The sequence below is a fragment of the Mesorhizobium sp. M7A.F.Ca.US.010.02.1.1 genome (assembly GCF_004023085.1).
Lineage (GTDB): Bacteria > Pseudomonadota > Alphaproteobacteria > Rhizobiales > Rhizobiaceae > Mesorhizobium.
This window is the reverse complement of sequence record NZ_RZRV01000044.1, coordinates 38364-49448: the sequence shown is the minus strand read 5'-3', so window position 1 is coordinate 49448 and position 11085 is coordinate 38364. Positions and strand designations below refer to the sequence as shown.

The window sequence follows — 11085 nt, the reverse complement described above, 5'->3', positions numbered from 1 at the left end:
GCGTCTTCCAAGCCTTCTTCAGACATCAGAAAATAGAAACAGTCGACCTCAACCTCTGCAGACGATAAGTGACAAAACTGTTCGCGATGTCCTCGCACACCTGTTCGCGATGTCTCCGGTCCAAACAGGGGGGAGATCGGCAGCTTTGCTGGTAGCGCTTTTCCTGCGGTGTGGAGATTGGCGAAAGCAGGACGGACAGCCAATCTCCCCGCTTGCGGGGGAGATGTCCGGCAGGACAGAGGGGGGTGCTGTCCCACCGGCTTTGCCAATCGGCCGATCCCCGCCAAATCGCCCTACTTCGTCTCGCCAATCCTCTCCGCCTTGTCGAGATTGTCCTTGCCGATGACGATCGGCGTCAAAAGCACCAGCTTCTCCTGCGGCTCGGTCTTGTCCTTGGCAAAGGCCACCGCGATGCGCACCGCGGTGCGCGACTGCTCGCCGGGAAACTGCTCGACGGTGCCCGCAAGCTTGCCGTCGCGCACCGCGACCAGCGCTTCCGGCAGTGCATCGAAGCCGTAGATCTTGACGTCGGTGAAGTTGCGAGCGGCGCAGGCCTCCATGGCGCCGAGCGCCATGTCGTCATTGGCGCAGACGATGGCGTCGGGCTTGCCGTTGGCGGCAAGGCCGGCCTCAGTCACCGACAGCGCCTCGGCGCGGGCGAAGTTGGCGGTCTGCTCGAAGACGATCTGATACTTGTCCTTCAAGGGATCGAGCACATTGTGCACGCCCTTGTTGCGGTCGATCGCCGGGCCGGCACCGGGTTGGCCCTGCAGATGGAACAGCTTGGCGCCGTTCGGGAACGCCGCCACCACGGCGTTGGCTTCCGCCTCGCCGCCCTTCACATTGTCGGCGCCGACATGCGCGAGGATGCCCTCGACGCCGTCGACGCGGCGGTCGATCGTCACTACGGGAACACCGGCCTTGACCGCTTCCTCGATGGCCGGCGCCAGTGCGTTGACGTCGAGCGGCGAGATGACGATGGCGTTGACCTTCTGCACCAGGGCGGCCTCGATGTCGGCGGTCTGCTTGGTGGCCGAGTTCTGGCCGTCGCTTTCGGTCAGATTGACGCCTTGCGTGGCGGCTTCCGCCTTGATCTCGTTCAGCATGTGCACGAAGAACGGAAAGCCGAGACTGGGCACCGAGCCAAGGATGGTGAGCTTGTCCTGCGCAAACACCGAGGGCGCGGCAACCATCATGGCGCCGAAAGCCGCGGACGACAGCAGGAATTCACGTCTGTTCATGGGATCCTCCTCCACAAGGACGCACGCCCGAAAACCGGATCGGTTTCAGGAAGGATCATGCGTCGGTTCAAAGTGTGGAGCATCCTCCCTGCGCCCGAAAACGCATGCCGCTCCAGCTGGCCGCCGCTGTAAAAAGAGCCTCCCACCGACGCCTGCACAGGGATGCTAACCCAGCGCCAACCATTTGTGCAACCTCGATATAACAGCGCCGTCCGGCAAATTATCGGAATTGTCGGATTTTTGGATCGTGCGGCATGCTTCCCAGCACAGTAGACACGGCGCTTCGCCTCCTGCGGCCTATTTGGCGTTGACTGACTTCATATTCCTTGTTGAAAAGCCATCATTAAATGTGTATAAATACACATGAAAAGCGCCGACATTATCCGCCTGTTGGAAGCTGATGGGTGGGTTGAAGTTGCCCGAAGGGGCAGTCATGCGCAATTCAAACACCGCGACAGGCTAGGGCGGGTCACCGTCCCTCGTCCCAAGCGCGATATTCCAATAGGCACCCTGCGCAGCATCGAAAAACAATCTGGACTGAAACTGAGGTGACGGCCATGAAGCAGTATATCGGACTTATCCATAAGGATGCCGACAGCGACTTCGGTGTGTCTTTCCCTGATTTCCCAGGCGTGATTACCGCCGGCAAGGATCTGGATGACGCCCGGTCCATGGCTGAAGAGGCCCTCGCCCTCCACATCGAAGGGTTGGTCGAGGATGGCGGGGCTGTTCCTGAACCCTCCAGTTTGGAGGCTGTGATGGCGGACGCCGATAATCGCGACGGTGTTGCAATCCTGGTCTCGGCCCAGACCCAGACCAGGAAAACAGTGCGTATCAACGTGACGCTTCCGGACGACATTCTCCAAAGGATCGATGCCTTTGCCGAAGCTCATGGCTATACCCGATCCGGGTTTCTCGCAAAGGCCGCTGAAAAAGTGATGGCGCTTGAAGCGGCGTGACCCGATGAAGCCGCAAATCATCTGCCATATGCTCGCATCACTCGACGGCAGCCTTCATCCAAGCCGCTACACGACAAGTCCGGACGGGACCCGGGCGGAGTGGTCGAGCCTCTACGAGCATATCCACAATGATCTCGCGGCTGACGCCTGGATCGTCGGCCGCGTCACCATGGCCGAGATGAGCAAGGCCGGCGCGCATCCGCCGGCCAATGCCGGCAAGGTCGACCGGCCCTATCATTTCGCGCAAAGGGATGCGGGCAGTTATGCCGTGGCGCTCGATGTCTCGGGCAAGCTTCATTTTTCCAAACCCGACATCGGCGGCGACCATGTCGTGGTGCTGCTTGGGCATGATGTCGCCGACAGCCACCTGGCCGAGCTCGCCGCCGACGGCGTATCCTATATCGTGTCGGAAGCGGCGGACATCAATCTCGCGGCGATGCTCGAGGTGCTCGGCAGCGAACTCGGCATCCGCCGGTTGCTGCTCGAGGGCGGTGCCGGCATCAACGGTTCCTTCCTTGCGGCTGGGCTCGTCGATGAGCTGAGCCTTCTCGTCGCGCCCGCGCTCGACGGGCGCGCCGGGAACCAGGCCTTCGTCGAGTTCGGCGACAGTGGCCTGCCGGGCAAGATGCAGTTGTCCCTGAAGAGCTGCGAGGCCTTGGCGCATGGGCTCGTCCATCTGCGCTACGCGGTCAGCCCTGGAGCATGATCCCGAGAAGTCGTCATCCTGGGGCGGAGCAAGGAGCGAAGCGACGCAGCGCAGACCCCGGGATCCATGCCGGGACTTGGAAGCCCCGCAGCGGTGCAGAATTCTGCTCCGCTGCACCCTATGATGAAGGTCGCGGCATGGATCCCAGGGTCTCCGCGACGGAGCTGCGCTCCTGCTTCGCCCAGGGATGACGAGGTTCAGAGACTTCGGCTCACCTCAAACGTTGCTAGGCGCATCAATACCGCATGGCATCGAGATCGGCGATCAGCGTCGGGCCGGTCGGGTGCCAGCCCAATCGTGCCTGTGTCAGCGCGCTGGAGGCCGGCAGATCCATCGGCGCGAACATCGCCATCCAGCCGAAATGCTCCGCCGCTCTTTCAGGCGCGATGGAAACGACCGGCAATTTCAGGCCCCGGCCAAGCGCCTCGGCGATGGCCCGCACCTCGACGCCTTTTTCGCCGACAGCGTGATAGCGCGCGCCCGGCTGCCGCTTTTCCACGGCCAGCCGGTAAAGCCGCGCGGCGTCGAGGAGATGGCCCGCGGAGAAGCGGTTGCGGCCTTCGCCGACATAGGCCGAGACGCCTTTTTCACGCGCGATTTCGATGAGCGGCGTGATAAGCCCTTGCTTGACCGGATTGTGGACCTGCGGCAGCCGCACCACCGACACATTGATGCCGGCGTCCAGCAAGGCATTGCCGGCCAGCTCCGAGGCGATGCGCGGATTGGGGTGGTCGGGATTGAAGACGTCCTCGATCGCCAGTTCGCCATGCCCGGGGCTGCCCATGCCGACCCCGGAGGTGATCACCAGCGGCCGGTCGGAGCCGGCCAGCGCGGCGCCGAGTGCGGCGATGACGCGCTTGTCCTTTTCGCAATTTTCGGCAAACCGCGAAAAATCGTGGTCGAACGCCGTGTGGATCACAGCCTCCGCCTTGGCCGCGCCGTCGCGCAGCCCCTCGGGATCTTCGAGGGTCCCCCGGTGCACCTCGGCACCAGCGGCAGCCAGCGCCTCGGCGCCGGCGTCGGAGCGGGTCACGCCGACCACCTGGTGGCCCGCCTTGACGAGTTCGGGAACCAGCGCCGAACCGATGAAACCGGTCGCGCCGGTGAGAAAGATACGCATGCAAAATCTCCTGCACTAGTTGCCTGCGTAATATTGCTGGTCTATATATCCTATTAAAGTAGTGATCTTATCATGGTATAATGACTAACAGGATGCCCTCCAATCCCGCCGGCTCGCTGGCAGCGTTCCTCAAAGACCGGCGCACGCGGCTCGATCCGGCTTCCTTCGGCTTTTCGGGCCGCCGACGCACGCCGGGACTGCGCCGGGAAGAGGTCGCCCAGCGCGCCAACATAAGCCCGACCTGGTACACATGGCTGGAGCAGGGCCGCGGCGGCGCACCCTCGGCCGATGTCCTCAATCGCATCGCCAAGGGGCTGCTGCTGACCGAGGCGGAACGCGAACATCTTTTCATGCTCGGGCTGGGGCGCCCGCCCGAGGTCCGCTACAGAGGCGACGAGGGCGTCAGCCCCCGGCTGCAGCGCCTCATCGACACGCTCGATGCCAGCCCCGCCATAGTCAGGACCGCCACCTGGGACGTCGTTGCCTGGAACCGCGCCGCGCGGGTCGTGCTGACCGACTACAGCGCCCTGCCCGAAGGCGAGCGCAACATCCTGCGTTTCATGTTCCTGCGCCCCGTCATCCGCGCCAAGCAGCACGATTGGAAAAACCTGGCCCGTTTCGTGGTCGCTTCGTTCCGTGCCGATGCGGCACGCGCCGGCGCTGTCTCCGAGGTGCGCGAGCTCGTCGACGAACTCTGCAGCGCCAGCCCGGAATTCGACGCGCTGTGGCGCGAAAACGACGTGCTCAGCCACGGCGACGGGACAAAGCGCCTGAAGCACCCGGAACTCGGTGATATCGAACTGGAATATTCGGGCTTCGCGGTCGACGGCCGGCCGGATCTGAGCCTGACCGTCTACAACCCGGTCGACAGCGCCGTCGCCGACCGTATTCGCGCGCTGGCTCTCGCCCGACACCCCAAAGAGTAAGGGCCGGACGGCCCGTCCGCGGGGATGACGCCCGCCCTCAAGCGCGCTCGCAGACCGCTTTCAGGATTTGCAAGGTCGGCCCCCAGTAGAGATTGGCATGCGGACGGATCGCCGGTTCGGCGAAGTCGCTGAGCGTCAGCGTCAGCTTCGTCCCCCCATCCATCGGCGCCAGATCGAAGCTGACCACGGTGTGGTTTTCGGGCACGTCCGCCAGCCGCGAGGCCGACAGCGTGCTCCAGTAGCCGTACGCGAAGCTCTTTTCCGGCTCAAAAGCGCGGATGGTGCCATGGTTCTCGAACGGCATTCCGTGCAGCAGTCCGCGCATCACGATCGCGCCGCCGGCATGCCCTTGCAGGCTGACAGTCAACTCCTCGTCGGACATCCATTGCGGGATCATTTCTGGCATCGTCAGTATCCGCCAGACCTTGGCCGGCTCGGCACTGATGACGACGGTCTTGGTGATCGGCGAGATGTCGAGAGACTCACTCAAGCGAAGCAGGTTTATCGCGGATGCGGCGGCGACAATATCGCCGGTCCAAGAACCGCGGATGCCGCCACTGCCCCCTTGCCTTGCGCACGATTGCAGCAGCGCGTCTTGCGAAGCCATTGCAGCCCGTGGCATTTGTCGGCTCCACCAGCACAGACGGCAGCATGACACCACGGCAGACACGACAAAGCGGCAGGCAGGCGGCGCCCGGCGTCAGCCTGAACCGGGCGCTGTCGAAGCTCGGCCTGTGCTCTCGCACGCAGGCCGAGGTGCTGATCGCCGAAGGCCGCGTGCGTGTCGGCGGCAAGGTCGTGCGCGATGCAGCCCTGCGCGTCGACCTCGACCGCGACCGCATCGTTGTCGACGACAGGCCGGTGGTTGCCGAGCGCAAGGTCTATCTCGTCCTCAACAAGCCGCGCGGGCTGGTCACCACCCGCGACGACCCGCAACAACGCGACACCGTCTATGCCTGCCTGGAAGGGCTCGACCTGCCCTTCGTCTCCCCGGTCGGTCGCCTCGACAAGGCGAGCGAAGGCCTGCTGTTGATGACCAACGACACCCGGTTTGCCAACCGGCTGATGGATCCGGCCTCGCATTTGCCCAAGACCTATCACGTGCAGATCGGCATGGTGCCGGACGCAGCGATGCTGGACAAATTCCGCGCCGGCGTGACCGTCGATGGCGAGACCCTGAGCGTCAGTTCGATCGAACTTTTGCGCAGCGGCGGCCGCACCGCCTGGCTGGAGATCGTCCTCGACGAAGGCCGTAACCGCCACATCCGTCGCCTGCTCGCCGCGCACGGCGTCGAGGTTCTGCGCCTCATCCGCATCGCTATCGGCCGCCTGCCGCTCGGCGACCTCGCCAAGGGTACGGCACGGCATTTGACGCCGGAGGAACTGGAGCTGCTGGCGGGGTGAGCCCCGCGTATCGTCGATGTCGGCGGCCTTGCATCCGCGCCACCTCCTGACAGGAAGCTGTCAGGAGGCCTGGCCTATAGGTGACTCATGGGCCGGGCCGCGGCTCCAGCAATCCAGGAGCAAAACAAATGAATTTCGTCTCTGTCCGCATCATCACGTCGGACGTCCAGCGTCTCGTGCGCTTCTATGGCGAGATCACCGGCATGCCCGTGACTATGTACACAGAAGACTTCGCCGAACTCGCGACACCTGCCTGCACGTTGGCAATCGGCAGCACGCGCACCTTGATGCTGTTCGGCGACGACATCGCCCGCCCCGCCGACAACCACACCGTCATCCTTGAGTTCCGCGTCGGCGACGTCGATGCTGAATTCGCCAGGCTCTCGGACCTACTCAGGGATGTAACGGTGCAAAAGCCGACCACAATGCCCTGGGGTAATCGCTCGCTGCTGTTTCGCGACCCCGATGGCAATCTGGTGAATTTCTTCACGCCGGTAACCGCCGAGGCGATCAGGAAATTCGACAGGTAGGGCGGAGCGGTACCGCCGGCCGATGCCGCACTACTTCTGGTTCCATTTCCGGATGACCGGCTCGCTCAGATCATGCTCGTAGCCGAGCACGCTGATGCTTGCCGTATCGAGCACGAACAGCGCGCCGCCTTCGGGCGGCAGCCCGATCCAGCGCGCCGCCAGCACGCGCAAAAAATGCGCGCTGGAAAACACCAACATGTCGGCATTGGCCTTGCGTAACCCGTCAATGATCCTGTCGGCCCGCGCGCCCACATCGGCCGCCATCTCGCCCTTTGGACAACCATCGCGAAACACATTCCAGCCGGGGCGCTCGGCCAGGATCTGTTTTGTCGTCAGCCCCTCATAGGCGCCATAGTCCCACTCCTGCAGATCGTCTTTCTTGACGCTCTGCGCGCCGAAGCCGGCCAATACGCTGGTGTTGTAGGCGCGCTGCGACGGGCTCGACCATACGGCCGAAAAGGACAGGCCCTTGAGCCTATCCGCGACGCCCCGCGCGGCGGCCTCGCCAACCGGGGTCAACGGCATGTCGGTGCGGCCGGTATGCTGCCCCGAAAGGCTCCATGCCGTCTCGCCATGCCGGACCAGATGGATTTGGGGATACACGCTGCTCATGAGATGCCTTTCGATGTGGTCCGGCACCTTAAGCGACGATGCGGCAAAGGGGAATCCGCTTGGTACAAAACTGCGTGGTCGCCTGGCCTTGATCCGCGGCGGGCCGGCCCTGTGATCATCCTGGTGCCGCAACTATATCAAGGCCAGCCTCTACAAGGCTCCCGCCACCACAAGGGCACGGGCCCTTGCACAACAAGTCGAGATCATCATGTACAAACATCTGCTCATCGCCACGGACGGATCGGAACTGGCCGACAAGGGCGTTGCCCACGGCCTGACATTGGCCAAGGACCTCGGCGCTTCCGTCACCTTCGTTACCGTCTCGGAACCATTCCCGATCTTCGCCTGGGGCGGCGCCATGGCCGGCTATGCCGCCGGCGATGAGCTCGTCGCCTACAAGGAAGAGGCAGGCCGCTATGCCAAGGAAGTGCTCGCCAAATGCAAGGCGTCGGCGGACGCCGTTGGCGTGGCCGCGGAGGTGGTCCATGTCGAGGACAAGCGGCCCGCCGAAGCCATCCTGGAACTGTCGCAGGCCCTGCGCTGCGACCTGATCGTCATGGCCTCGCACGGCCGTCGCGGACTGGGCAAGCTGCTTCTCGGCAGCCAGACGGCGGAAGTGCTGTCCTACACGGAGATTGCGGTGCTGGTGGTGCGGTAACAGATTTGGCCCAGCGCGCTCCTCACATGCCCGTGAGGCTAAAGCGACAGGATTTATATGGTACGGATTCAATCCGTACCATATAATAGCAGACAAAGGAGATAGCCATGCCTCGCAACGTCGGTGATAACGGTCGAATCGATTTCCGGATTCCGCCCGAAGCGAAAGCCGTGATCGCACGTGCGGCCGCCTTGTCGAATGTCGGCCTGACCGAGTTCGTTACGCGCTCCGCACTGCGTGACGCCCAGGCTGCGATCGAACGCGCCGAACATCTTGCGCTGTCAGAACGGGACAGTCTGCGCGTCCTCGACCTGCTTGAAAACCCGCCCTCCCCGACCAACCGCCTTATCCGCGCCGCCAAAGCCGGCCAGACTCTCGCGTGAACTCCGTCACATGGCAAGAAGTGCCGATCGGGAGACAACATAACCGTGCCGCCTTCGACTGTGGCGACGCGGACCTCAACATCTATTTGCAGCGCTTTGCGCGTCAAAGTCATCAAAGCGGTGGCGCAAAAACTTTCGTCGCCGTGACGGCGCAAGATCCTTTGCGCATCCTCGGCTTCTACTCTCTCAGCCCGGCTTCGATCGACTTTGCCAGGACCCCGGCAGTCGCCAAACGCGGCCTTGGCCGCTATGACGTGCCGGTCTACCGTCTGGGTCGGCTCGCCGTAGACCGTACGATACAAGGCCGCGGCCTTGGCGGCGGTTTGCTGCTCGCCGCCGGGAAGCGCTGTATGGCAGTCGCGGAGGAGCTCGGCGGCGTTGCCTTGCTAATCGATGCCAAAGGTGACCAGGCTGCCCACTGGTATGAAGGTTACGGTGCGATCCGTCTGGATGACGCGCCGCTGTCCCTGGTCCTGCCTTTCGCCGCGATCGCCAAGGCGATAGCTGCATTCTGAACGCCTGCCGCAAGCTTACAGAATACCGTCCTCCACAAGATAGACACCCAGCGCCAGCAATCCGACGAAGAACACTTTCCGGAAGGTCTCGATGCTCATCCTCCGGCGCAATGCCTGGCCGGCGAACATGCCGGCCAGCGCCGGCGCAAGGGCTGCGACCGATCCCGCCAGTTGCGCGCTCGGCGACGCCAGGGCACCGGTCCTGAACAGCCCGATGGCGAGCGCCGCCGTCGACACGGTGAAGGATAGGCCGAGCGCCTGGATCAGGTCTTCTTTCTCCAGCCGCAGCGATTGCAGATAGGGCACTGCCGGGATGACGAAGACGCCGGTGGCGCCGGTGACCAGCCCGGTCGCCACCCCGACCAGCGGTGACATCAAGGCTTCGTGGCGCACCGGCGTGGTGAAGCCGGCCTTCGCGAGGCCGAGGATCGCATAGAGCACAAGTGCGGCGCCCAGCCCGGCCGAAGCCGCGCCCGTATGCGTGCCGGTCAGCAGCCCGGCACCGGCAACGGTGCCGAGCATCACGCCGGCCATCATCGTCCATAGCCGCTTACACAGGCCGCCGAAGGACGGGCCGGTCAGCAATTGCCAGAGATTGGTGACCAACGACGGGATCAGCAGCAGCGCCGCGGCCTGCGCAGGCGGCATCGTCACCGCCAGCAGGCCCATCGCAACGGTAGGCAGCCCCATGCCGACGACGCCCTTGACGAAGCCGGCGGCGAGGAACACGGCGCCGATCCAGGCGAGGACGCCGGCGCTCAGCATGGTCGTATCTTCAAGGCGGGATCAGTCATGCAGCAGCATATCGGTTGCGTCGGCATCCAGGCTGGCGGCCTTTGCCGGCGCCGCATCGCGGCTGGTGGATACGACCGTCGCCGCGCATCCCCGCAGGCCTGATCCCGCTGGCGCCATGGCAAGGCCAGCCACGGCAATGGCCAGCACGATCGCCGTGCTTTCGAGAATGCCGAGCCGGCCTGACGTTCGTTTGTTCATCACAATTCTCCTTCGAAACTGTTTGACGAAGATCCCGGCCGATCACAATGTGGAAGTTGTGCTGCCAACCTTCGGCCAGGACGAAGGCTGGAGGGCCGATCGCCTTCCCGGGCGCTGAATATTCGCAGGAGCAAAAGAATGCGCTTCGATCTGGTCGATCTCCGCCTGTTCCTGCTGGTGGCCGAACGCGGCAGCATCACCCATGGCGCCGAGCTTGCCGGCCTGGCCCTGGCGTCGGCCAGCGCCCGCATCAAGGGCATGGAGGAGCGGCTCGGCGCGCCGCTCCTGGAGCGCCGCCGCCGTGGTGTGGTGCCAACGCCGGCGGGACAGGCGCTGCTGCATCATGCGCGCGCCGTGCAGAACCAGATCGAGGCCATGACCGGCGATCTGGCCGCCTATGCCACCGGCCTGCGCGCCCGCGTCCGGCTGCTGCCCAACACCGCCGCTACAGCCGAGTTGCTGCGCGACATCCTGCCGGCTTTCCTTGTCGCCCATGCCCAGATCGACATCGATCTCGACGAGCGCCCCAGCCATGAGATCGCGCAAGCCGTGGCCAATGGTGCGGCCGATCTCGGCATCGCCGCAACCTGGGCCGGCCTGTCGCATCTCGAACAGAAACCGTTCTTCACCGACCGGCTGGTGGTGATCGCCGCGCGGAACCGGCCCGGCCTTGAAGGCCGCACCGTCAACCTCACTGAGGTTCTCGGCGAATCTTTCGTCGGCCTCAGCACCGGCCATGCGCTGCAGGAGCACATCACGCGCCAGGCGGCCCGCCTTGGCGGCCATCTGCATGTCCGCATCCGCGTGCCTGGCCTCGACAATGTCTGCCGGCTGGTCGCGCAAGGCGCCGGCATCGCCATCGTGCCGGAAAGTGCGGCGGGTCGTTCCGTGCGCACACTGCGGCTGACCGACGACTGGGCGACGCGCCAGCTCAACCTCTGCGCCCGCCGCTTCGAAGAGCTGACGCCACAGGCAAAACTGTTGGCGGCAGCGCTGGTCTGAGCCCTGACAGCGACCACCTATCACCAGTAGCGCTGA

The 11085-nt window shown here is 64.2% G+C and carries 17 protein-coding genes; 10 read left to right on the top strand and 7 right to left on the bottom strand.

Annotated elements, in window-relative coordinates:
- Positions 1–203 (bottom strand): hypothetical protein (locus tag EOA19_RS35695; RefSeq protein WP_206638133.1); only part of this gene is annotated, 203 nt, incomplete at its 3' end.
- Positions 204–293: 90 nt separating this feature from the next.
- Entirely contained in the window at positions 294–1241 is a 948-nt protein-coding gene (locus EOA19_RS29655) for a substrate-binding domain-containing protein (RefSeq protein WP_128305608.1), read from the bottom strand.
- A 363-nt stretch (positions 1242–1604) separates the two neighbouring features.
- On the opposite strand from EOA19_RS29655, the gene EOA19_RS29650 reads away from it, so the two are divergent.
- Genes EOA19_RS29650 through EOA19_RS29640 form a run of 3 tightly spaced genes read left to right on the top strand, consistent with a single transcriptional unit; the run spans position 1605 to position 2906 of the window.
- Positions 1605–1793 carry a type II toxin-antitoxin system HicA family toxin gene (locus EOA19_RS29650; protein ID WP_128305607.1) on the top strand — a complete coding sequence of 63 codons (189 nt, stop codon included), beginning with the start codon at positions 1605–1607 and terminating at the stop codon, positions 1791–1793.
- A 5-nt stretch (positions 1794–1798) separates the two neighbouring features.
- Positions 1799–2200, top strand: a complete 402-nt coding sequence (locus EOA19_RS29645) for a type II toxin-antitoxin system HicB family antitoxin (RefSeq protein WP_128305606.1) — start codon at positions 1799–1801, stop codon at positions 2198–2200.
- A gap of 4 nt (positions 2201–2204) precedes the next feature.
- Positions 2205–2906: a RibD family protein gene (locus tag EOA19_RS29640; RefSeq protein WP_128305605.1), complete on the top strand. Its 702-nt coding sequence runs from the start codon at positions 2205–2207 to the stop codon at positions 2904–2906.
- 235 nt (positions 2907–3141) lie between these two features.
- Here EOA19_RS29640 and EOA19_RS29635 read toward each other — a convergent pair whose 3' ends face one another.
- On the bottom strand, positions 3142–4026 hold the full coding sequence (locus EOA19_RS29635) for an SDR family oxidoreductase (protein ID WP_128305604.1): 885 nt from the start codon (positions 4024–4026) through the stop codon (positions 3142–3144).
- A 92-nt stretch (positions 4027–4118) separates the two neighbouring features.
- Between EOA19_RS29635 and EOA19_RS29630 the strand changes: the two genes are divergently transcribed.
- On the top strand, positions 4119–4952 hold the full coding sequence (locus EOA19_RS29630; protein WP_164893074.1) for a helix-turn-helix transcriptional regulator: 834 nt from the start codon (positions 4119–4121) through the stop codon (positions 4950–4952).
- Positions 4953–4989: 37 nt separating this feature from the next.
- Here the strand turns inward: EOA19_RS29630 and EOA19_RS29625 are convergent, their stop codons facing one another.
- Positions 4990–5574: an SRPBCC domain-containing protein gene (locus EOA19_RS29625; protein ID WP_245486370.1), complete on the bottom strand. Its 585-nt coding sequence runs from the start codon at positions 5572–5574 to the stop codon at positions 4990–4992.
- 29 nt (positions 5575–5603) lie between these two features.
- On the opposite strand from EOA19_RS29625, the gene EOA19_RS29620 reads away from it, so the two are divergent.
- Together EOA19_RS29620 and EOA19_RS29615 are read left to right on the top strand one after the other, a co-directional pair.
- Positions 5604–6356: a pseudouridine synthase gene (locus tag EOA19_RS29620; protein ID WP_128305602.1), complete on the top strand. Its 753-nt coding sequence runs from the start codon at positions 5604–5606 to the stop codon at positions 6354–6356.
- A gap of 128 nt (positions 6357–6484) precedes the next feature.
- Positions 6485–6886, top strand: a complete 402-nt coding sequence (locus EOA19_RS29615) for a VOC family protein (protein WP_128305601.1) — start codon at positions 6485–6487, stop codon at positions 6884–6886.
- 30 nt (positions 6887–6916) lie between these two features.
- Here the strand turns inward: EOA19_RS29615 and EOA19_RS29610 are convergent, their stop codons facing one another.
- On the bottom strand, positions 6917–7498 hold the full coding sequence (locus EOA19_RS29610) for a histidine phosphatase family protein (RefSeq protein WP_128305600.1): 582 nt from the start codon (positions 7496–7498) through the stop codon (positions 6917–6919).
- A gap of 208 nt (positions 7499–7706) precedes the next feature.
- Between EOA19_RS29610 and EOA19_RS29605 the strand changes: the two genes are divergently transcribed.
- The 3 genes from EOA19_RS29605 to EOA19_RS29595 all read left to right on the top strand — a co-directional run bounded on the left by EOA19_RS29605 (position 7707) and on the right by EOA19_RS29595 (position 9054).
- Positions 7707–8156: a universal stress protein gene (locus EOA19_RS29605; protein WP_023813270.1), complete on the top strand. Its 450-nt coding sequence runs from the start codon at positions 7707–7709 to the stop codon at positions 8154–8156.
- A 107-nt stretch (positions 8157–8263) separates the two neighbouring features.
- Entirely contained in the window at positions 8264–8539 is a 276-nt protein-coding gene (locus tag EOA19_RS29600; RefSeq protein WP_023813269.1) for a DUF1778 domain-containing protein, read from the top strand.
- Entirely contained in the window at positions 8536–9054 is a 519-nt protein-coding gene (locus EOA19_RS29595) for an acetyltransferase (protein WP_023813268.1), read from the top strand. Before EOA19_RS29600 ends, EOA19_RS29595 begins: the two co-directional genes overlap by 4 nt.
- A 15-nt stretch (positions 9055–9069) precedes the next feature.
- Here EOA19_RS29595 and EOA19_RS29590 read toward each other — a convergent pair whose 3' ends face one another.
- Positions 9070–9819 carry a sulfite exporter TauE/SafE family protein gene (locus tag EOA19_RS29590; RefSeq protein WP_023813267.1) on the bottom strand — a complete coding sequence of 250 codons (750 nt, stop codon included), beginning with the start codon at positions 9817–9819 and terminating at the stop codon, positions 9070–9072.
- Positions 9820–9840: 21 nt separating this feature from the next.
- The gene (locus EOA19_RS29585; protein ID WP_023813266.1) at positions 9841–10047 is read right to left on the bottom strand and encodes a hypothetical protein; all 207 of its coding nucleotides are present in this window, start codon (positions 10045–10047) and stop codon (positions 9841–9843) included.
- Between the two features lie 138 nt (positions 10048–10185).
- On the opposite strand from EOA19_RS29585, the gene EOA19_RS29580 reads away from it, so the two are divergent.
- Positions 10186–11049, top strand: coding sequence for a LysR substrate-binding domain-containing protein (locus EOA19_RS29580; protein WP_128305599.1), 864 nt, complete (start codon positions 10186–10188; stop codon positions 11047–11049).
- Positions 11050–11085: the final 36 nt, after the last annotated feature.